This is a genomic window from Pseudomonas alcaligenes (assembly GCF_014490745.1).
Classification (GTDB): Bacteria; Pseudomonadota; Gammaproteobacteria; order Pseudomonadales; family Pseudomonadaceae; genus Aquipseudomonas; species Aquipseudomonas alcaligenes_C.
Genome location: NZ_LZEU01000001.1, coordinates 1171203 through 1193637, shown reverse-complemented (window position 1 = coordinate 1193637; position 22435 = coordinate 1171203). Strand labels below are relative to the sequence as shown.

The 22435-nt window shown below is 66.9% G+C and carries 12 protein-coding genes; 2 read left to right on the top strand and 10 right to left on the bottom strand.

Annotated elements, in window-relative coordinates; genetic code table 11:
- Positions 1–53: 53 nt before the first annotated feature.
- The 3 genes from A9179_RS05335 to A9179_RS05325 all read right to left on the bottom strand — a co-directional run bounded on the left by A9179_RS05335 (position 54) and on the right by A9179_RS05325 (position 7533).
- A complete protein-coding gene (locus A9179_RS05335; protein WP_187804798.1) occupies positions 54–4553 on the bottom strand; it encodes a PAS domain-containing hybrid sensor histidine kinase/response regulator in 4500 nt (1499 codons plus the stop codon).
- 60 nt (positions 4554–4613) lie between these two features.
- Positions 4614–6326, bottom strand: a complete 1713-nt coding sequence (locus A9179_RS05330; protein WP_316851816.1) for a two-component system response regulator — start codon at positions 6324–6326, stop codon at positions 4614–4616.
- Between the two features lie 82 nt (positions 6327–6408).
- Positions 6409–7533 carry an HDOD domain-containing protein gene (locus tag A9179_RS05325; protein WP_187804797.1) on the bottom strand — a complete coding sequence of 375 codons (1125 nt, stop codon included), beginning with the start codon at positions 7531–7533 and terminating at the stop codon, positions 6409–6411.
- 163 nt (positions 7534–7696) lie between these two features.
- Here A9179_RS05325 and A9179_RS05320 point away from each other — a divergent pair, with 163 nt between their 5' ends.
- A complete protein-coding gene (locus A9179_RS05320; RefSeq protein WP_187804796.1) occupies positions 7697–8374 on the top strand; it encodes a DUF4197 domain-containing protein in 678 nt (225 codons plus the stop codon).
- A gap of 297 nt (positions 8375–8671) precedes the next feature.
- Here A9179_RS05320 and putA read toward each other — a convergent pair whose 3' ends face one another.
- From putA to A9179_RS05305, 3 genes are all read right to left on the bottom strand, one after another.
- Positions 8672–12607 carry a trifunctional transcriptional regulator/proline dehydrogenase/L-glutamate gamma-semialdehyde dehydrogenase gene (gene putA, locus A9179_RS05315; protein ID WP_187804795.1) on the bottom strand — a complete coding sequence of 1312 codons (3936 nt, stop codon included), beginning with the start codon at positions 12605–12607 and terminating at the stop codon, positions 8672–8674.
- A gap of 239 nt (positions 12608–12846) precedes the next feature.
- On the bottom strand, positions 12847–15927 hold the full coding sequence (locus tag A9179_RS05310; RefSeq protein ID WP_187804794.1) for an efflux RND transporter permease subunit: 3081 nt from the start codon (positions 15925–15927) through the stop codon (positions 12847–12849).
- Positions 15928–15930: 3 nt separating this feature from the next.
- Complete coding sequence (locus A9179_RS05305; RefSeq protein WP_187804793.1) at positions 15931–17034, bottom strand: efflux RND transporter periplasmic adaptor subunit; 1104 nt, start codon at positions 17032–17034, stop codon at positions 15931–15933.
- 93 nt (positions 17035–17127) lie between these two features.
- On the opposite strand from A9179_RS05305, the gene A9179_RS05300 reads away from it, so the two are divergent.
- Positions 17128–17766 (top strand): TetR/AcrR family transcriptional regulator, encoded by a 639-nt coding sequence (locus A9179_RS05300; protein WP_187804792.1) that lies wholly within the window; start codon positions 17128–17130, stop codon positions 17764–17766.
- 68 nt (positions 17767–17834) lie between these two features.
- Here the strand turns inward: A9179_RS05300 and thrC are convergent, their stop codons facing one another.
- The 4 genes from thrC to xerD all read right to left on the bottom strand — a co-directional run bounded on the left by thrC (position 17835) and on the right by xerD (position 22393).
- Entirely contained in the window at positions 17835–19244 is a 1410-nt protein-coding gene (gene thrC / locus A9179_RS05295) for a threonine synthase (protein WP_187804791.1), read from the bottom strand.
- 10 nt (positions 19245–19254) lie between these two features.
- Positions 19255–20559: a homoserine dehydrogenase gene (locus A9179_RS05290; protein WP_187804790.1), complete on the bottom strand. Its 1305-nt coding sequence runs from the start codon at positions 20557–20559 to the stop codon at positions 19255–19257.
- Between the two features lie 112 nt (positions 20560–20671).
- Positions 20672–21400: a DsbC family protein gene (locus A9179_RS05285; protein WP_187804789.1), complete on the bottom strand. Its 729-nt coding sequence runs from the start codon at positions 21398–21400 to the stop codon at positions 20672–20674.
- Positions 21401–21496: 96 nt separating this feature from the next.
- Positions 21497–22393: a site-specific tyrosine recombinase XerD gene (gene xerD, locus A9179_RS05280; protein WP_187804788.1), complete on the bottom strand. Its 897-nt coding sequence runs from the start codon at positions 22391–22393 to the stop codon at positions 21497–21499.
- Between the last annotated feature and the right edge of the window lie 42 nt (positions 22394–22435).

The following is a 22435-nucleotide window of genomic DNA, read 5'->3' as shown; positions in this document are numbered from 1 at the left end:
ACTCCCGCACCGGGGCCGCTTATGCGGCCCCGGTCGTTTCTGGCCCGGGTGACTCAGGCCGAACGCAGCAGCTGATAGCCCGATGCCTGCGCGGCGGCGAAATCCAGGGCCTGCAGCAGCCTGAGCAACTCCTCGAACTGCGGCCGCCAGCTGGCCGGCGTGCGCCCCAGCAACGCCTCGGCCAGCTCGATGGCCTGCAGGTTGCCCACTTCCAGCAGCACCAGGATTTCCTGCAGTGCCTGGCGCCAGGGCCCCGGCGCCAGTGGTACCTGGGCCAGGCCCGGGTCGCCCGGCTGGAGCGGCGGGAAGGCCTCCTGCAGCAGTGCCAGGCTGGCAGCGAAGATGCTGCCCAGACCGGCCAGGCTGGCAGGGTCGGCGAAGAAGGCAGCATGGTTCGCCGCGTTGCCATGCTGTAACTGCTGCTCCAGCTCGCCCGCCAGGCGCGACAGGGCCCGGGCGCCCATGGTGCCGGCGCTACCCTTGATCGCATGCAGCACGGCGGCGACTCCGCGCGGGTCGCCCTGCTCGAATTGCACCCGGGCGCTGGCCAACTGGCGGCTCAGTTCCGGGCCGAAGTTGGCCAGCACATTGCGGATCAGCTCGTGGTTGCCACCGAAGCGCTCGATGATCGCCGTCCGCGTTTCGATCAACCCGTCCCCCGCCGCCACCGGTGCCGCCGCGGCCAGGCTGCGCCCGCGCCCGGTGTGCAGCAGCAGCGCCGCCACCAGTTGCTCCAGGTCGATGGGCTTGCCGACATGGTCGAGCATACCCGCCTCGCGGCAGGCCTGCTGGTCGGCCCAGGAGGCATTGGCCGTCATGGCGATGATCGGCAACGTCGCCGCCTGCGGGCTGGCGAGGATGCGCCGGGTCGCCTCGTGGCCATCGATATCCGGCATCTGCACATCCATCAGCACGGCATCGAAGGTCGCATCCGCCGCGGTGGCCAGGGCCACGCCCTGCAGACCGCCCTCGGCCAGCTGCACCTCGGCGCCCTCGCCGTGCAGCAGCTCGTAGGCCACCTGGCGATTGAGCGGGTTGTCCTCCACCACCAGCAGGCGCAGGCCGTCCAGACGCCTGGGCTTGTCCGCCTGCGGCCGGCGTTCGTCGGCGCTGGCCACGGTACCGCCAGCGCAGGCCTGCTGCACTGCCTCGGCCAACTGGCGTGGGGTGACCGGCTTGACCAGGAAACCGCTGAAGGGCACCTGGCCGGCCTGCTGGGCATCGGCCAGCGCTTCGCGGCCATAGGCAGTGATCATGATGATCAGCGGCACCACGCGCCCACCGCTCTGCACGCGGATCTGCCGGGCGGCGCTCAGCCCGTCCATGTCCGGCATGCGCCAGTCCATCAGCACCAGCTCGTAGGGCTGCCCCCGTTCCTCGGCCTGGGCCACCCGCTCCAGGGCGCGGCGGCCGCTGTCGACATACTCGGCCTGCCAGCCCAGGGCCCGGCAGGTATGCAGCAACAGCTCGCCGCCGACCGGGTTGTCATCGACCACCAGCAGGCGCAACGGCCGATCCGCCCCCGGACAGTCGGCGCGCAGACTGGTGGGCTGTGCCACGCCCAGATTGAGGTCGAACCAGAAGCGACTGCCGATGCCCTGCTCGCTGGCGGCCTGCAGCTCGGCGCCCATCAGCTTGACCAGACGCCGGCTGATCACCAGGCCCAGGCCGCTGCCGCCGAAGCGCCGGGTGGTCGAGGCTTCGGCCTGGGTGAACACCTGGAAAATCCGCTGCAACTGCTCGGCGCTGATGCCGATGCCGGTGTCGGCCACCTCGAAGCGCAGGCGTACCGAGTCCCCCGTGCGCTGCAGTTGCGTCACCCGCACCAGCACCTGGCCCTGCTGGGTGAACTTGAGGGCATTGCCGGCCAGGTTGATCAGTACCTGCTGCAGGCGCAGGCTGTCGCCGAGCAGGCCTACCGGCAGGGCACTGTCGAGGTCGAACATCACCTCGACCTCCTTGCTCCCCTGATTGCCCGCCAGCACCACCGCCAGGTCGCGCATCAGCGCATCGAGGGCGAAGGGATGCAGGTCGAGCTGCAGCTTGCCGGCCTCGATCTTGGAGTAGTCGAGGATGTCGTTGAGCAGCCCCAGCAGGGATTTCGCCGCAGTTTCCGCCTTGCTCACGTAGTCCAGCTGGCGCCCGCTCAGTTCGGTGTTCTGCACCAGCTGCAGCATGCCCAGCACGGCGTTCATCGGCGTACGGATCTCGTGGCTCATGTTGGCCAGGAACGAGGACTTGGCGGCACTGGCCAGATCGGCCTGCTCCTTGGCGTATAGCAGGCGCTGCTCCAGCTCGCGCTGGGCGGTGATGTCGCGGTTGATCCCGGTGACCCGCAGCGCCTTCCCGGCGCTGTCGTACTCGATCTGCGCGCCAGCCTGGATCACCCGCACCTCGCCGTCGGGGCGGATCACCCGGAAGATCGACTCGTACGGCATGCCCTTCTCCACCGCCCGCGCCAGGTCGACTTCCGCCCCGGCGAAGTCCTCCGGGTGCACGCACATGCGCCAGTGGCCGTAGCTCAGGCCGCCCTCGCGCAGGCTCAAAGGCAGGCCGTAGAGCTCGAACATGCGCTCGTTCCACTGCAGCGAATCATCGCTCAGGCGCCATGACCAGATGCCCAGTTCGGCCACGTCCGCGGCCATCAGCAACTGGTCACGGGCGGCGGTCAGCTCGCGTTCGGCCGCCTGGCGCTCGGTGATGTCCACGGCGATGCCCAGGTAGCCACTCAGCGCGCCCTCCTCGTCGCGGATGGCGGTAACCATGAGCGACACCGGGAAGCGTGTGCCGCCCTTGCGCACATAGTTCCACTCGCGAGTCTCTGCGCCTTCCTGCTCGGGCTTGTGCACCAGCGCGCGAAAGCCATCGAGTGGCTCGCCGCATTCGGCACTGAGCTCCGCCGCGCGCCGCTCGAGCTCCTCCGGCACATGCAGCAGCACCGGCGTGGCGACGCCGAGCAGCTCGCGGCTGTCGTAGCCGAGCAGGCGTTCGGCGCCGTGGTTGAACACCTGGATCACCCCATGGCGGTCGGTGGCAATGATCGATACCTCGGAGGCCGACTGCAACACGCTGCCAAGCAGCAGGTTGAGCTTGCGCAGCTGGGCGGTGCGCTGGGCCACCTGCGCCTCCAGGTTGCTGTTGAGCTCGCGCACCTGCGCCTCGGCAGCCTTCTGCGCGGACACGTCGCGCACCGTGGTGGAAACCCCGCTCAGCGCGCCGTGGGCATCGTGGATCGGCGCCATGCTCAGCGCCACCGCGAACACCTGGCCGTCCTGGCGCTGGCGCAGGGTGTCGGCGCGCGTCACCGTCTGCCCGCTGCAGCTGTACGCCAGCATCTCGGCGTCCTCGGCTCGCAGCGCCGGCGGCACCACCAGCTCGGCCAGCGCGCGGCCCAGCGCCTGCTCGTGGCTATAGCCGAACAGCTGCTCGGCACCGTGGTTCCAGCTGGTGACAATACCGGCGAAGTCCTGGCCGATGATGGCGTCGGCCGAACTCTCGACTATGGCCGCCAGCTTGGCCTGCTCGGCGACGATCTGCCGCTGGTGTCGCCGGCTGACGCTGAGCACCCCCACCAGCGCCGCCAGCAGCAGCGAGACCAGGCCGCCGAGCAGCAGCACGAACTGCGGCGACGGCTGGTGCAGCTGGCGCACGAACAGCGGGTTGGCGCTGAAGTCGAGCTGCCAGCGGCGGCCATAGACCTGCCGCTCGACCCGGTGGCGCAGCAGCGGCTCGCTGGTCTGCGCCAGCCCGCGGCTCTGGTAGAAGGGCTCCGCCGGCCCCGCGCGGGTGATGTCGCGCAGCTGCAGGTACGCCGTCTGCCCTTCCAGGTGCAGGCTGCTGAGGATCTCGGTCATCAGCAGCGGCGCATAGCTCCAGCCGATGGCCGCCGCCTCGCGTTCGGCCGGCGACGCCGGCACCTGTGCGCCACGGTAGATCGGCATCAGGATCAGGAACGACTGCAGCGGACTGCCGGTGGCCTGTACCAGGGTGATCGGCCCGCTCAGGCGTACTTCGCCGCTGCGCATGGCGGCCTCGGCGGCTTCGCGGCGACTGTCTTCCGAGGCGATGTCCAGACCGACAGCCGCCGCGTTGGGCTCCACCGGCTCGATGTACTGGATCACGTAGCGCTCGCCAGCGTGCACGCTGAGCTGGCGGATCTGGAAGTCGGCCAGGCCGTCGCTCCGTGCCCGCGCCAGGAACGCCGCCTCCGAGGCCCGCGGCACCCGGCGGATGAAGCCGAAGCCGCGGGCCCCGGGGAATTCCACCTCGATATCACGGGTCTTGCTGTAGCGGTGGAAATCCTCGCGGGTGATCCGCTCCTCGCCCGCGGTGAGAATCGCCCCGCGCGCGCCGCGTAGGCCGTACTGGTACAACTCGAGGCGCTTGACCACGGTGTCGGCCGCCGCCTCGGCCGCCAGCACAACCGCCGCCTGCGCCTCCCGCTGGTTGTGTTGGCTCAGCAGCCAGGCGCCCAGCAGGCTGGCACCCAGGCCCAGCAGCAGGGCTGCCAGGGCCTGCCAGTTGGCGCTTATGAAAGGCTTGCGTCTGTTCACCGGCAATCCCCGCCTGCAAGGGCGCACGCCTGGCCTACCGCCGCCAGGCCGCGCCGGGCCTTAATCCGGCTGCACCAGCGCAGCGCTGCGTTCGGCCGCGAGGAAGCTGCGGATCTGGGCAAAAGGTACCGGCCGGCAATACAGGTAGCCCTGCATGACCCGGCAACCATAGGCCGCCAGGGCATCGGCCTGCTCCTGGCTTTCGACGCCCTCGGCCACCAGCTCCAGGTTCAGCGCCCGCCCCAGACGCACCACGGCCTCGATGATCGCCGCATCGCTGGGGTCGACCAGCATGTCGCGCACGAAGCTCTGGTCGATCTTCAGCACGTCGATGGGGAAGCGCTTGAGGTAGGCCAGGCTGGAATAGCCGGTGCCGAAATCATCGATGGCGATGCGCACCCCCAGCTGGCGCAAGGTGGCCAGGGCCTCGCGGGTGCTGTCGAAATCGCGCGCCAGCACCCCTTCGGTGATTTCCAGCTCGAGAAACTCCGGCGGCAGTCCCGACTCGTGAAGAATGGCCTGCACCATCGGCAGGAACGACTCCTCGCGAAACTGCACGGCGGAGATGTTCACGCTGATGGAAATCGCATGGCCTAGGTCGTTCAGCGTGCGGGCGTCCTTGCAGGCCTGCAGCATCACCGACTTGCCGATCGGGATGATCAGCCCGGTTTCCTCGGCCAGCGGAATGAACTCGGCCGGCGAGATCAACGCGCCATCGGCATTGCGCCAGCGGATCAGCGCCTCCAGGCCGACGGTGCGGCCCTGCTGCACGTCGACCTTGGCCTGGTAGAAGACCTCGAACACGCCGCACTCCAGGGCGCTGCGCATGTGCTGCTCGAGCAGGTGGCGGGCCCGCGTGCTGCTCTCGATGCCCGGCGAGAAGAAACGGTAGCGGTTACGCCCCTCCAGCTTGGCCTGGTACATGGCCGCGTCGGCCTGGCGGTACAGCGATTCGAGATCCTCACTGTCGTCGGGGAACACGCTGATGCCGATACTGGCCGACAGCTCGTAGCGGTTGTTGTGGATGTAAAAGGGCGTGACGACAGTGCTGAGCAGACGCTCGGCATAGTCGCCGATGGCCTCCACGCCGCTCACCTCGGGCAGCAGGATGATGAACTCGTCGCCGCCCTGGCGACTGACCGTATCCACCGCCCGCGAGGACAGCGACAGGCGCACCGCCACCTCCTTGAGCAGGGCATCGCCGATTGAATGGCCCACCGAGTCGTTGATGCTCTTGAAGTTGTCCAGGTCGAGCAGCAGCATCGCCACCCGGCCCTGGCCGCGCCGGGCCTTCTGCAGCGCCTGTTCGGTACGATCCTGCAACAGCATGCGGTTGGGCAGGCCGGTCAGGGCATCGTGGTTGGCCAGTTTCTTGGCCTCGTTGCGCAAGGCGATGTGCGCCTTGACGTGGGCCCGCACCACCGGGGCATTCAGCGGTTTCTGGATGAAATCGATGCCGCCGTATTCCAGGGCGCGCAGCTCGTTGTCGGTCTGCGCGTGGGCGGTAACGAACAGCACCGCGGCGTCGCACAGCTTGGGGTCGGCCTTGAGTGCCTTGCACACGGCAAAGCCGCTCATGCCCGGCAGCTCGATATCCAGCAGCACCACATCCGGCCGGCAATGCCGGGCGACTTCCAGCGCGGCCATGCCGTCCATCGCCAGGTGGACATCGCCCAGGTCGCGAACCAGCTCGCTCATCGCCCTGGCGTCGGTGGGTTGGTCGTCGACGACCAGGATGACCGGTTTCGGGTTGAACACCTTGCTGCGCATCATCTACCCCGGCAGTTCCCTTGCATTCCCTAGCATCCAGCCTAGCCCAGCCTGGGCCCAGGCCACCAATCGAACCGATCACCGTTCATGCCAGTCCTGCCAGGCGCCGCAGACGCTCGATGGTCTCGGCCGGTTCGCCATTGTTGAGCGCCGCCGCCAGGCGCATCAGCACCTGCTCGCGGCGCACATGGGCCGAGGGCAGGGCATACACCGCACCGATCAGCTCGCGCAGCACCATGGGCAGGCCCCACTGCGCCTTCAGCTTGATCGCCAGCGGCGCAGAAAACTTGGCAACCGCCTGCAGCAGTACGCCCTCGTCGATGCTGTTGCCACTGTTTTCCCACTCCTGGGCCTCATAGATCACGCACAGCTCGCCCATGCGGTGCAGCATGGCCGCGGTCTGCAGGGTCGCCGGTTCCAGGCCGCATTGCCGGGCCAGGGTCACCACCTGGTCGGCCAGGCGCTCGGCGGCATCCAGATGCTCCTGCACCATCAGCTTGAGCAGCATGTTGGGCTGGCTGCGCGCCTGTTTCAGGGCAAAACCCGCTGCCAGGCTCACGCTGGTGCGCGCACCGAGACGCTGCAGGGCGTCGTTGAGGCTGGTGCATTGCTGCCCGGCGCCGAGGTAGGCCGGGCTGTTCGCTGCGGCGAGCAGATGAGCGCTGAGGGCCGGGTCGTGCTGCCAGTCGGCAGCCAGCCGGCGCACCTCGAGGTTTTCCCCCTGGTAGCCCGCCTGCAGCTTCTCCTTGACCTGCTCCAGCAGCGGAATATCCAGCGCGCTGGCCGGCAGGCCGGCCAGGTACTCAGGGAAGCTCTCGCGAATCACGCTGGCTGCCGGTGTGCCCTCGTCCGGCGGCAGCAGCGTGGCCAGGCACTGGGCGACCCGCGGCACGTCGAATGGCTTGGTGATGAACGCACTGACCCCCAGCGGGCGCACGGTCATCACGCTCTGCCGGTCGGAGCGGCCGGTGATCATCACCAGCGGCGTGGCCCGATCGCGCTCGCGGATCTTCTGCAGCAGGCTGATGCCGGAGGCGTCCGGCAGGTTCCAGTCGGCCAGCACCAGCTGGTAGGCCGCCTGCTGCCAGGCGGCAACGGCGCCCTGCACCTCGCCGAAGCAGTCGATCTGCGCCGCCGGGCGGATGCTCAGCACAATCTGCTTGAGCAGGTCGGCGATCCACGGGTCATCTTCCAGAATCATCACGCGCATACACTCATCCTCGACGCGTCTCCACTTCATGCAGCCCGGGCCAGTCGAATGCCGTTACCCGCTGCAAAGAATAGACCGCGCTGGCGCAGGTCAAGCGCCGGTTTGGCTCGGCCGCCCTACTCCGCTAAGCTCGCCAGACTCACCCTGCAATAAGGAAGTCTCCATGCTCCGCCTCACCACCCTGGCCGCCGGCCTGCTGCTGTCCGCCAGCGCCTTTGCCCTGTCCCTTTCCGACCTGAGCCAGAGCGACGCCAGCGGCGGCCTCAAGGACGCCCTGACCCAGGGCGCGCAGATCGCCGTCAAGCAGCTCGGCAAGCCGGGCGGTTTCAGCGACAACGAAGACGTGCGCATCGAGCTGCCGGGCAAACTGGGCAAGGCCGCACAGACCATGAAGATGATGGGCATGGGCGCCCAGGTGGAAGAACTGGAAGCGAGCATGAACAAGGCCGCCGAGGCCGCCGTACCGCAGGCCCAGGCGATCCTGGTGGATGCGGTGAAGAAGATGACCGTGAGCGATGCCAAGGCCATCCTCGCCGGTGGCAACGACTCCGCCACCCAGTACCTGAACAAGAGCAGCCGCGAACAGATCCGCGCCAAGTTCCTGCCCATCGTCAAGCAGGCCACCGACAAGGTCGGCGTGGCCCAGCAGTACAACAGCTTCGCCGGCCAGGCCGCTGCCCTCGGCGTGGTCGATGCGAAGAGCGCCAATGTCGAGAACTACGTGACCGAGCAGGCGCTGGACGGTCTGTTCAAGATGATCGCCGAGCAGGAGGCGAGCATTCGCCAGAATCCGGCCGGTGCCGCCACCAGCCTGGCCAAGAAGGTCTTCGGCGCGCTGTAAGCGGCCCTAGGTGTCACGCTGAAAAGCAAAAGCCCGGCAGATGCCGGGCTTTTTTGTGGCTGGGCTTGTGGCCCTGCCGGGTGCCGGAACGAGCCGGCCTGGGGTAGTAACGCGTCGTACCGGGCGGATAGCCCCCGCAATTGGTGTACGGCACGTGGCGCCGTGCGGAAAGCCGCCGGTGCCGGGCTTGGGCGCCATACGGCGCCCGGGAACTGCAAACTTCACCAGAGCATGCCAGGAAAAGCTTTCAGCCAGCTTTCCCCGACGCGACCTGTTCGATCAGTAACCTCGCGGTTCTCAACCGATGGTCATCAGGCTGGCGTTGCCGCCGGCCGCCGCGGTGTTGACGCTCAGCGCGTGCTCGATCAGCAGGCGCTCCAGGGCGATATCGGTTTCCCCCTTGTTCAGACCGTGCACACCAACGATGGCGCCCTTGCGCTGGGCCGCCTGCTGGCTGACCGCGCGCAGCTGGTCGGAGTCGCCGTGATGGAGGATGGCGTCGAACTCGGCCTCCGCACTGCTCCAGTCGGCCACCAGGTCAATGCGTTTCTGCACCTCCTTGGGCAGGCTGGCGAACAGCTCGCGCTGGCTTTCCAGCCACAGCGCGCGGCTGCCCACGGCCAGGGTGGCGGCCAGTTGCGCGAGCAGATCACCGCGCTCCTCGGCCAGGTTCAGCACGCGCTCGCGCGGCAGCAGGCTGTAGGTGTTGCGCTCGCCGGTCGGGCCGTTGAGCACGTGGCAGGTGTAGCTCTGCGCCAGGTCGGCGTACTGCGCGCACAGGGCGGTCAGGGCCTGGTCGTGCTTGCCGGCCCAGTCGTTGAGGGCATGCAGCGCCTTCTCCTGCTCGGCCGGGCGCGGCAGCGCCTGCACGTTGTCGTCCTTGAGCTGGCGGGCCACGGCGTCCTGCGGGCGGGTGGCGAGCAGGCGGTACAGGTACAGCGGGCCGCCGGCTTTCGGGCCGGTGCCGGACAGGCCTTCACCGCCGAACGGCTGCACGCCGACCACGGCGCCGACTATGTTGCGGTTGACGTACAGGTTGCCGACGCGGGCCGAGTCCACCACCTGGGTGATGGTCTCGTCGATGCGGGTGTGCACGCCGAGGGTCAGGCCGTAGCCGCTGTCGTTGATCTGCTGCAGCAGGTTGCCCAGATCGCTGCGCGGGTAGCGCACCAGGTGCAGCACCGGGCCGAAGATCTCGCGCTTCATCTCGTCGAAGCTGTCCAGCTCGATCAGGGTCGGCAGCACGAAGGTGCCGCGCTTGAGCTCTTCGCCGTTGGCGCGGGCGGCCTGGAAGACCTTGCGACCCTTGTCGCGCATGGCCTGGATGTGCGCCTCGATGCCGGCCTTGGCCTCGGCGTCGATCACCGGGCCGATGTCGGTACTGAGGCGCTCCGGCGAACCGATGCTGTATTCGGCCATGGCGCCCTTGAGCATTTCCACCACGCGCTCGGCCACGTCGTCCTGCACGCACAGCACACGCAGGGCCGAGCAGCGCTGGCCGGCGCTGTCGAAGGCGGAGCTGACCACGTCGACCACCACCTGTTCGGCCAGCGCCGAGGAGTCGACGATCATGGCGTTGAGGCCGCCAGTCTCGGCGATCAGCGGCAGGGTACGGCCCTGGGCGTCGAGGCGCCCGGCGATATTGCGCTGGAGGATGCCGGCCACTTCGGTGGAGCCGGTGAACATCACGCCACGCACGCGCTCGTCACCCACCAGGCGGGCGCCGACGGTTTCGCCACGGCCCGGCAGCAGCTGCACGGCACCGGCCGGCACACCGGCCTCCAGCAGGATGCGCACGGCCTGGGCAGCGATCAGCGGAGTCTGCTCGGCCGGCTTGGCCAGCACGGTGTTACCGGCGGCCAGTGCCGCAGCCACCTGGCCACTGAAGATCGCCAAGGGGAAGTTCCACGGGCTGATGCACACCACCGGGCCCAGCGGGCGGTGGCTGTCATTGCCGAAGGTACGCGCCTGGGCCGCGTAGTAGCGCAGGAAGTCCACCGCCTCGCGCACTTCGGCGATGGCGTTGGCGAAGGTCTTGCCGGACTCGCGCACCAGCAGGCCCATCAGCTGCTGGATCTCGCTTTCCATCTGGTCGGCGGCGCGCTCCAGCGCGGCGGCGCGCTCGCTTGGCAGGGTCGACTGCCAGATCGGCCCGCTGGCCTGGGCGCAGAGGATCGCGCTCTTCACGTCGGCCTCGCTGGCCTCGTGCACATGGCCGACCAGATCGCGGTGATCGGCCGGGTTGCGCACCGGCTCGGCCGGGCCCGGGTTCGGCGTGTCGCCGCCGAGCATCGGTGCGGCGACGTAGCTGCTGTTGGTCGACGACAGCAGCGCCGAGCTCAGCGAACCCAGACGGTGTTCGTTGGCCAGGTCGATGCCGCCGGAGTTGAGGCGGGCCGCGCCGTACAGGTCACGCGGCAGCGGTATGCGCGAGTGCGGCAGGCCGAGGGTGCCTTCCTGCGCGGCCATGCGCTCGACCTGCTCGACCGGATCGAGCACCAGCTCCTTCAGCGAGATGCTCTGGTCGGCAATGCGGTTGACGAAGCTGGTGTTGGCGCCGTTTTCCAGCAGGCGACGCACCAGGTAGGCCAGCAGGGTTTCATGGCTGCCTACGGGCGCGTAGATGCGGCACGGACGGTTGTACTTGCCGTCCTTGATCGAACCCACCACCTGCTCGTAGAGCGGCTCGCCCATGCCATGCAGGCACTGGAACTCGTACTGGCCCGGGTAGTAGTTCTGCCCGGCGATCTGGTAGATGGCCGACAACGAGTGGGCGTTGTGGGTGGCGAACTGCGGGTAGATGGCTTCCGGCACGGCCAGCAGCTTGCGGGCGCAGGCGATGTAGGAGATGTCGGTGTACGGCTTGCGGGTGTACACCGGGTAGCCTTCCAGGCCCTCGACCTGGGCGCGCTTGATCTCGCTATCCCAGTAGGCGCCCTTCACCAGGCGGATCATCAGGCGGTGGCGGCTGCGCTTGGCCAGGTCGATGACGTAGTCGATCACATACGGGCAGCGCTTCTGGTAGGCCTGGATGACGAAGCCGATACCGTTCCAGCCGGCCAGTTCGGGGGCGAAGCACAGGCGCTCGAGCAGATCGAGGGAGATTTCCAGACGGTCGGCTTCCTCGGCGTCGATGTTGATGCCGATGTCGTACTGCTTGGCCAGCTTGGTCAGGCCCAGCAGGATCGGGTACAGCTCGTCCATCACGCGGTCGTACTGGGCGCGGCTGTAGCGCGGGTGCAGGGCGGAGAGCTTGATCGAGATGCCCGGGCCTTCGTAGATGCCGCGGCCGTGGGAGGCCTTGCCGATGGCGTGGATGGCCTGCTCGTAGGAGGCCAGGTAGCGTTTGGCGTCGTCCTCGGTCAGCGCGGCCTCGCCGAGCATGTCGTAGGAATAGCGGAAGCCCTTGGCTTCGGTGGTGCTGGCATTGGCCAGGGCCTCGCCGATGGTTTCGCCGGTGACGAACTGCTCGCCCATCAGGCGCATGGCCATGTCCACGCCTTTGCGGATCACCGGCTCGCCGCTCTTGCCGATAAGACGGTTGAGCGAGGACGACAGGCCGGCCTCGTTGTGAGTGGAGACCAGCTTGCCGGTGATCAGCAGGCCCCAGCTCGCCGCGTTGACGAACATCGACGGGCTCTGGCCGAGGTGCTGGCTCCAGTTGCCGTTGGCGATCTTGTCGCGGATCAGAGCGTCACGGGTGGCCTTGTCCGGAATGCGCAGCAGCGCCTCGGCCAGGCACATCAGCGCCACACCTTCCTGGGACGACAGCGAGAACTCCTGCAGCAGGCCCTGCACCAGGCCCTGACGGCCGCCGGCGCTCTTCTGGTTGCGCAGCTTCTCGGCGATGCCGAGGGCCATCTTCTGGGTGGCTTCGGCCTGCTCCTGTGGCAGTCGCGCCTGCTCCAGCAGCATCGGCAGCACCTCGGTTTCCGGGCGACGGTAGGCGGAGGTAATGGCGGCACGCAGCACCGACTGCGGCAGGATGCTTTCGGCGAAATCGAGGAACACCTGCAGGCCCTGCTCGCTCAGCGTCTCGATCGACTCTTCGCCAGCGGCCGCAGCCAGGCCGGAATGCTCGGCCGGGGTCAGGCCGCCTTCGACCTGCTCCAGGTAATTGAAGATCGCCTGCTTGATCAACCAGTGCGGGGTGCGGTCGAGTTGCTGAGCAGCTTGCTTGAGGCGTTCGCGGGTGGCGTCGTCAAGCTTCACGCCGAGGGTGGTGGTGGCCATCGGTTTTCCTGTCTGTGTGGGGGCGCGGTTGGCGCGTGCGGCGAAGATTAAACCTGCGAGGGACAAAGGTGCAACCAAGTGCAACCAATCTCCCCGACGAGAGGTACAACCAGTGCAACCCAGGATCCGGCCAAGCCTCCAGACAACCTTAGCCGCGCAACCGCGAAGCGCAGGCCGAGCCGATGAAAGCCCCAGAACGAAAAAGCCCGGCTCATGCCGGGCTTTTTCTTGCCACCGCGTTACTGCGGCTGGGCTTCCCTTTCCTTGACCCGGAACCAGGCCGCGTACAGCGCCGGCAGGAACAGCAGGGTCAGCGCCGTGGCGACGATCAGGCCGCCCATGATGGCCACCGCCATCGGCCCGAAGAACACGCTGCGCGACATCGGGATCATCGCCAGCACCGCCGCCAGGGCGGTCAGCACGATGGGCCGGAAGCGCCGCACGGTGGCTTCGATGATGGCGTGCCAGCGATCCTGGCCACTGGCGATGTCCTGCTCGATCTGATCCACCAGGATCACCGAGTTGCGCATGATCATCCCCGACAGAGCGATGGTACCGAGCATGGCAACGAAGCCGAACGGCTGCTGGAACAGCAGCAGGAACAGGGTCACCCCGATCAGGCCCAGCGGCGCGGTGAGAAACACCATGGCCGTGCGCGACATGCTTTTCAGCTGCAGCATCAGCAGGGTCAGCACCACCAGGATGAACAGCGGGATACCGGCGTTCACCGACTTCTGCCCGCGCGCGGAGTCTTCCACCGTGCCGCCGACTTCCAGCAGGTAGCCGCTGGGCAGCGCGGCGCGAATCGGCTCCAGGGTCGGCAGGATCTGCTTGACCAGGCTGGCCGGCTGCTCGCCGCCGTAGATGTCACCGAGAATGGTCACGGTCGGCAGGCGATCGCGACGCCAGATCACGCCTTCCTCGAAGCCGTATTCCAGGGTGGCGATCTGCGACAGGGCCACACTGCGGCCATTGCTGGTGGGTACCGCCAGGCTCGGCAGCAGCTCCAGCTGCTGGCGCTCACGCACGGTACCGCGCAGGAGGATCTCGATCAGCTCGTTGTCCTCGCGGAACTGGCTGACGCTGGAACCGGTCAGCGAACTGGTGAGGAACTTCGACAGGTCGGCACTGCTGACGCCGAGGGCGCGCGCGCGCTCCTGGTCGATGTTGAGGTAGACCACCTTGCTCGGCTCTTCCCAGTTCAGGTGCACGTTGGACACATGCGGGTTCTCGCGCACCTTGGCCGCCACCTGGCGAGCGATGGCACGCACCTCGTCGATGTGCTCACCGCTGACCCGCAGCTGGATCGGGAAGCCCACGGGCGGGCCGTTCTCCAGGCGCGAAACGCGGGTACGGGCGAACGGGAAGTCCTCGTTCATTACCTCGATCAGCCAGGTACGCAGCTTCTCGCGATCCTCGATGCTCTTGGCCAGGATCACGAACTGGGCGAAGCGGGTCGCGGCCAGCTGCTGATCCAGCGGCAGATAGAAGCGCGGCGAGCCGTTGCCGACGTAGGCCACGTAGTTGTCGATGCCCGGATGATCCTTGAGCTTGGCCTCCAGGCGCTTGACCTGCTCCTCGGTGGCCTTGAGCGACGAACCCTCGGTGAGCTTGATGTCGACCATCAGCTCCAGACGGCCGGAAGCCGGGAAGAACTGCTGCGGCACGAAGCGAAACAGCACGATGGAGGCGACGAACAGGCCGACGGTAACCAGGATCACCGTCTTGCGCCGACGCACGCACCACTCCACCACTTCGCGTACGGTCTGGTAGAAGGTGGTCGAATACGGGTCATGCCCTTGCGGGTTACCGCCATGCTTCTTCGCATGCAGCTTGGCCAGATCCGGCAGCAGGCGGTCGCCCAGGTAGGGCACGAACACCACCGCGGCGACCCAGGACACCAGCAGGGCGATGCACACCACCTGGAAGATCGAGCGGGTGTATTCGCCGGTGCCGGACTGCGCGGTGGCGATCGGCAGGAAGCCGGCGGCGGTGATCAGGGTGCCGGTGAGCATCGGGAAGGCGGTACTGGTCCAGGCGTAGCCGGCCGCGCGGAAACGGTCGTAGCCCTGCTCCATCTTGATCGCCATCATCTCCACGGCAATGATCGCGTCGTCCACCAGCAAGCCCAGCGCCAGCACCAGCGCGCCGAGGGAAATCTTGTGCAGGCCGATGCCGAAGTAGTTCATCAGGGCGAAGGTCATCGCCAGCACCAGCGGAATCGACAGCGCCACCACCAGGCCGGTGCGCAGGCCGAGGGAGAAGAAGCTAACCAGCAGCACGATCACCAGCGCCTCGACCAGCACCTGGACGAACTCGCCCACGCCAGTCTTCACCGCCGCCGGCTGGTCGGACACCTTGTGCAGCTGCATGCCCAGCGGCAGGGTCTGCTGCATGCGGGCGAACTCGTGCTCCAGGGCCTCGCCCAGCACCAGGATGTCGCCGCCGGCCTTCATCGACACGGCGATACCGATGGCATCCTCGCCCATGAAGCGCATGCGCGGCGCCTGGGGGTCGTTGAAGCCGCGATGGACTTCGGCCACGTCGCCGAGGCGGAAAGTGCGGTCACCGACGCGAATGGGGAAGCTGCGGATCTGCTCGACCGTCTGGAAGCGCCCGGATACACGTAGCTGCACGCGGTCGGTAGGGGTCTCGAAGAAGCCCGAGTAGGTGACGGCGTTCTGCTCGTCCAGCGCTTGCTGCACGGCCGCCAGCGGCAGGCCGAGGGTGGCCAGCTTGGTGTTGGACAGCTCGATCCAGATCTTCTCGTCCTGCAGGCCGAGCAGCTCGACCTTGCCCACGTCCTTGACCCGCTGCAGCTGCAGCTGCAGACGGTCGGCGTAGTCCTTCATCACTGCGTAGTCGAAGCCTTCGCCGGTGAGGGCGTAGATATTGCCGAAGGTGGTGCCGAATTCGTCATTGAAGAACGGCCCGCGGATGCCCGGCGGCAGGGTGTGGCGGATGTCGCCGACCTTCTTGCGCACCTGGTACCAGAGATCGGGGATGTTCTTCGAGACGATGTCGTCGCGGGCCATGAAGGTGACCACCGACTCGCCCGGACGCGAATAGGAGTTGATGTACTGGTAGTCACCGGTCTCCATCACCTTCTTTTCGATGCGCTCGGTGATCTGCCGGGAAACTTCCTCGGCGGTGGCGCCCGGCCAGTCGGTGCGGATGACCATGGCCTTGAAGGTGAAGGGCGGGTCTTCGCTCTGGCCCAGCTTGGTGTAGGACAGCGCACCGATCACCGCCAGCACGATCATGAAGTAGCGCACGATGCTGCGGTTGCGCAGCGCCCATTCGGACAGGTTGAAGGACATGGCTTACTCCTTGCCCGCCAGCGTCACCGGACGGTTGTCGCGATCCACCGGGCGCACCTTCTGCCCGTCGAGCAGCACGTGGACACCGGCGGCGACGACCCAGTCGCCCTCCTTCAGGCCTTCCAGGATCGATACGCGCTCCTGGCCGTAGGCGCCGACCCGCACCGGGGTGCGTACCGCCTTGGATTCCTTGGGGTCGATCACCCAGACATAGGGCGCGCCCTTCTCCGCGGTCAGCGCCGACATCGGCACCGACAGCGGCACCACGCCATCAGCCTTGATCGCCACCCGAGCGCTCTGGCCCAGCTCGGCACGTGCACTGTCGCCATTGAAGGCGACGCGGGCGGCGAAGGTGCGCGACTGCGCATCGGCGGCCGGCGACAGCTCGCGGATACGTCCGGCGAACTGCTTGCCCGGCTGCGACCACAGCTCGATGCTGACCTCCTGGCCGATGCGGAAGCGCTCGAAAGCCTGCTCGGGCACGCTGATCAACACTTCGCGTTCGCCATCGGCGGCCAGGGTGAACACCGTCTGGCCGGCGGCGACCACCTGGCCGACTTCCGCCAGGCGACGGGCGATCACGCCATCCTGCGAGGCGCGCAGCACCGAGTAGCCGGCCTGGTTGTTGGCCACGTTGAACTCGGCCTTGATCTGCTTCACTCGCGCCTCGCCGGCACGGTACTGGTTTTCCACGTTGTCGAACTGCGAGCGGCTGATCATCTGGCGCTGCAGCAGGGTCTGGTAGCGATCACGCTCGGCGCGCACCAGCTTGAGGTTGGCCTCGGCCGCCGCCACCTGGGCCCGCGCGGCCTCCAGTTGCAGCTTGACGTCCTCGGGATCGAGCTCGGCCAGCGCCTGATCCTTCTTCACCCGCGCACCGGCATCCACCAGGCGCTTGCTGATCTTGCCGCCAATGCGAAAGGCCAGTTCCGGCTCGAAGCGTGCGCGCACTTCGCCGGGATAGGTGTCCATCGCATCGCTGGCCGGTAGTGGCTGCACCACCATGGCCGGGCGCACCGGGGTTTCGACGGTGTCGCCATTGCCACAGGCGACCAGCAGGGAGATCAGGGTGACGGGCACAGCGAGGGACAGTGCATGGCGGAACATGGGAAATGACCTTTCGCAAAGAAGCTTTGGAATACTTATACTGCCGGGTATAGTAAAAATAGCAAACTCACCAGTCCAGTATTAAAACGCGAAATGTCCGACAAACTGTTACAACCCAGCAGCGGCCCCGGACGCCCCAAGGATCCCGCCAAGCGCGAGGCCATCCTGCAGGCGGCCAAGCAGCTGTTCATGCGCAATGGTTACGACGGCAGCAGCATGGATGCCATCGCCGCCGAGGCCGGCGTGTCCAAGCTTACGGTGTACAGCCACTTCACCGACAAGGAGACACTGTTCGCCTGCGCAGTGGAGTCCAAGTGCGAGGAGCAACTGCCGCCACTGTATTTCGAGCTGCGCAACGACAGCGCCATCGACACGGCCCTGCTGGCCATCGGCCGTGGCTTCAACAGCCTGATCAACAGCGACGAGTCGGTCGCCATGATGCGCCTGATAATGACCCAGGCCGCCCAGAACCCGCAGATGGCGCGACTGTTCTACGACGCCGGCCCGCATCGCATGCTGCAGGCCATGGAACACCTGCTGGAGCAGGCCAACCAGCTGGGCCAGCTGCAGGTGGAGCACCCGCAGCGGGCCGCCGAGCATTTCTTCAGCCTGATCAAGGGCGGCTGCCACTTCCGCCGCCTGATCGGCTGCAGCGAACCCACCAGCGAGCAGGCCGACGACGAGCATGTGCAGGAAGTGGTAGCCCTGTTTATCCGCGCTTATCGCCCCTGACTAATTGCCGCCCATGAAAAAAGGCCAGCACCTCGCGGTGACTGGCCTTTTTCTTTGCGTGCCGACTGTTACAGAGGCTTGCCGCGATTGCCGTGGGCGGCAACGAACTGCTGCACGGTCTGCAGGTCATTGGCCAGCACGGTGCAACGCTCGTCGCGCTGGAACAGGTCGGCCAGGTGCGGCGGCAGCGCCGGCACCGCATCGATGCCGGCCTTCTCCACCGCTTCCGGGAACTTGACCGGATGTGCGGTGCCCAGGGTGACCATGGGGATGGCCAGGCTGCGCCGGCATTCACGGGCAGCACGCACGCCGATGGCGGTGTGCGGGTCGAGCAGCTCGCCGCACTCGGCATACACCTCGGCGATGGTCTCGCAGGTCTGCTCGTCGTTGACCGCCAGGGAGTCGAACAGCTTGCGCGCTTCAGTCCAGCGATCTTCCTCGACGCTGAAACCGCCGCCCTGCTTGAAGGTGTCCATCAGGCCGGCGATGGCTGCACCGTTGCGACCGTGCAGGTCGAACAGCAGGCGCTCGAAGTTGGACGAGACCATGATGTCCATGGACGGCGACAGGGTCGGGTGCAGGGTGTCCTTCACATACTGATTGCCGCTCATGAAGCGGTGCAGGATGTCGTTGCGGTTGGTGGCAACGATCAGCTGGCTGATCGGCAGGCCCATGTTGCGCGCCAGGTAGCCGGCGAAGATGTCGCCGAAGTTACCGGTCGGCACCGAGAACGCGATGGAGCGCGCCGGGCCGCCCAGCTGCAGGGCCGCGTGGAAGTAGTAGACGATCTGGGCCATGATCCGCGCCCAGTTGATCGAGTTGACCGCCACCAGACGAGTGCCCTTGAGGAAGCCCTGGTCGGCGAAGCTGGCCTTGACCATCTCCTGGCAGTCGTCGAAGTTGCCTTCGATGGCGATGTTGTGGATGTTGTCGCCGAGGATGGTGGTCATCTGCCGGCGCTGCACCTCGGACACGCGGTTGTGCGGGTGCATGATGAAGATGTCGACGTTGTCGCAGGCCTTGCAGCCTTCGATCGCAGCCGAGCCGGTGTCACCGGAGGTGGCGCCCATGATCACCACGCGCTCGCCGCGCTTGCTCAGCACGTGGTCGAGCAGGCGACCGAGCAGCTGCAGGGCGAAGTCCTTGAACGCCAGGGTCGGGCCGTGGAACAGCTCCAGCACCCACTCGTTGCCGTTGAGCTGGCGCAGCGGCGCCACGGCGTTGTGGGCGAACACGCCGTAGGTTTCCTCGAGGATCTTCTTGAAGTCGGCATCGGCGATGCTGCCGGCGACGAACGGGCGCATCACGCGGAAGGCCAGCTCGTGGTACGGCAGGCCAGCCCAGGAGGCGATTTCCTCCTGAGTGAAGCGCGGCAGGTTTTCCGGCACGTAGAGGCCGCCATCGCTGGCCAGGCCGGCGAGCAGCACGTCTTCGAAGTTGAGAACCGGGGCCTGGCCGCGGGTACTGATATAACGCATGTCTTCTACCTCAGCCCAGTTGTTCGACGCGGATACGCACCACGCTGCCGACGATGTCGCTCAGCGCTTCCAGCGCGGCGATGGCGTCGTTGACGCGGGATTCCAGCACCCGGTGGGTGACCAGGATCATCGGTACCAGGCCGTCGTGCTCTTCGGCTTCTTTCTGCATGATCGATTCGATGTTGATGCCGCGCGCCGAGAGGATGCTCGCCACCTGGGCCAGCACGCCTGGGTGATCCTTGGCCTGGATGCGCAGGTAGTAGGCGCTCTCGCACTCGCCGATCGGCAGGATCGGGTGGTCGCTCAGGGCGTCCGGCTGGAACGCCAGGTGCGGTACGCGGTTGGTCGGGTCGGTGGTCAGGGCACGCACCACGTCGACCAGGTCGGCGACCACGGAAGAAGCAGTCGGCTCCATGCCGGCGCCGGCACCGTAGAACAGGGTGCTGCCGGCGGCATCGCCATTGACCATCACCGCGTTCATCACGCCGTTGACGTTAGCGATCAGGCGATCGGCCGGGATCAGGGTCGGGTGCACGCGCAACTCGATGCCGGCCTCGGTGCGGCGAGCCACGCCGAGGTGCTTGATGCGGTAGCCCAGAGCTTCGGCGTAGTTCACGTCGGCGCTGGTCAGCTGGCTGATGCCCTCGGTATAGGCCTTGTCGAACTGCAGCGGGATGCCGAAGGCGATGGAGGCAAGGATGGTCAGCTTGTGGGCGGCGTCGATGCCTTCGACGTCGAAGGTCGGGTCGGCTTCGGCATAACCCAGCGCCTGGGCTTCCTTGAGCACGTCGGCGAAGGCACGGCCTTTCTCGCGCATCTCGGTGAGGATGAAGTTGCCGGTGCCGTTGATGATGCCGGCCAGCCAGTTGATGCGGTTGGCGGCCAGGCCCTCGCGGATCGCCTTGATCACCGGGATGCCGCCGGCCACGGCGGCTTCGAAGGCGACGATGACGCCCTTCTCGCGGGCCTTGGCGAAGATCTCGTTGCCGTGCACGGCGATCAGCGCCTTGTTCGCGGTGACCACGTGTTTGCCGTTCTCGATGGCCTTGAGCACCAGCTCGTGGGCCAGGGTGTAGCCACCGATCAGCTCGATGACCACGTCGATTTCCGGGTTGGTCGCGACGTCGAAGATATCGGCGGTAATGGGGGTCGTACCGGTATCGCACTTCGGATTGGGACGACGAGCGGCAATCTGCGCAACTTCGATTCCGCGCCCGGCACGGCGGGCAATCTCCTCAGCGTTGCGCTTGAGTACGTTGAAGGTGCCGCCACCGACGGTCCCCAGGCCACAGATGCCTACTTTTACCGGCTTCACGCTGAACTCCCCATCTTCACTGCGAAAACGGCCGGAGCGATGCCCCGGCCGTGGAAAAGAGCCGCACTTTACGAAGCGGCTGGTACTTGGTCAATCGTTGCGCGGGCCCGGCTTACTTGGCCTCCAGGGCAATCTTGGCCAGTTCCGGCGCCGGCCGGTAGCCCGGAATCATCTGACCATTGGCCAGAATGATCGCCGGAGTGCCATTCACCCCAACCATCTGCCCCAGTTCGTATTGCTTGGCCACCGGGTTTTCGCAGTGGCCGGCCGGCAGTTCCTGACGCGACTTGGCCTTGTTCATTGCCGCCTGGCGATCCTTGGCGCACCACACGCTGACCAGGCCGTTATAGCCATGGGAACCTACGCCCTGGCGCGGGAAGGCCACGTAGCGCACTTCCACACCCTCGCGGTTGAGCTCCGGCACTTCGCTGTGCAGCTTCTGGCAATAGCCACAGTCGGTATCGGTGAACACGGTGATATGGGTCTTGGCCGGCTCTTTGGGCGAGAACACCACCATCTCGCTCAGCGGGATGTCGTTGATGACCTTGGCGATGCCCTTGCTCTCGGCCTGGGCGGTCAGGTTGACCGCATCGTCGCCGCGCATCTGGTAGAGATTGCCCTGCAGGAGGAACTGGCCATCTGCGCTGGCGTAGAGCATGCGCCCGCCCTTGAGGTGCACCTGGAACAGGCCGGACATCGGGCTTTCGGCGATGGCCTCGATCGGCAGGTCGGGTTGCAGCTTGTTCAGCGTGGCACGGATCACCTGGTCGGGATCGGCTGCCAGCACGGTGAAGGACAACAGGCCGCACGCGGCACCAGCGATAAAGCGGGAAAGGTACATGGAGCACTCCTGTAACGATGGCCCAAGCCTACCATAGAAGGCCCGCGCAGCCGATTGCAGACGCCGGGCGGGCATAGACTCGGGACGAATAGACCGTCAGCCGCGCGGATGGTGCCGGGCGTGCAGCTCCTGCAGCCGCGCCTTGGCGATATGGGTGTAGATCTGCGTGGTCGACAGGTCGCTATGGCCCAGCAGCATCTGCACCACGCGCAGGTCGGCACCGTGGTTGAGCAGGTGGGTGGCGAAGGCATGGCGCAGCGTGTGTGGCGACAGCGGCTTGGCGATGGCGGCGGCCCGGGCCTGGTGCTTGATGCGATGCCAGAAGGTCTGGCGGGTCATCTGCTCGCCACGCAGACTGGGGAACAGCACATCACTGGGCTTGCCAGCCAGCAGGAACGGCCGCGCCTCGCGCACATAGCGCTCGATCCAGGCGATGGCCTCCTCGCCCATCGGCACCAGGCGCTCCTTGCTGCCCTTGCCGAACACCCGCAGCACGCCCTGGCGCAGGTTGACCTGCTCCAGGGTCAGGGATACCAGCTCGCTCACCCGCAGGCCGCAGGCGTACAGCACTTCGAGCATGGCGCGGTCGCGCAGGCCGAGCGGATCATCCAGCTCCGGCGCGGCCAACAGCGCCTCGACATCCGCCTCGGAGAGCGACTTGGGCAGCGGCCGCCCGAGTTGCGGCAGCTCGATCTGCAGGGTCGGATCCTCGCCAATCAGCCCCTCACGCAGCAGATAGCGATAGAAGCCGCGCAGGCCGGAGAGAAAGCGCGCCGTGGAGCGCGCCTTGTAGCCCTGCTCCAGGCGCCAGGCCAGGTGATCGAGAATGATCTCGCGCCCGGCACTAGGCAGCTCCAGGTCACGCGCCTGCAACCACTCGTTGTACAGGCCGAGGTCACTGCGGTAGGCATCGCGGGTATGCACCGACAAGCCCTTCTCCAGCCACAGGGCATCGAGGAAACGGTCGATCAGCGGATGGTCGAGAACAGGCATCGGCGGGCTTCGCGGCAATTCGGCCAGTCAGTTTTCCATAGC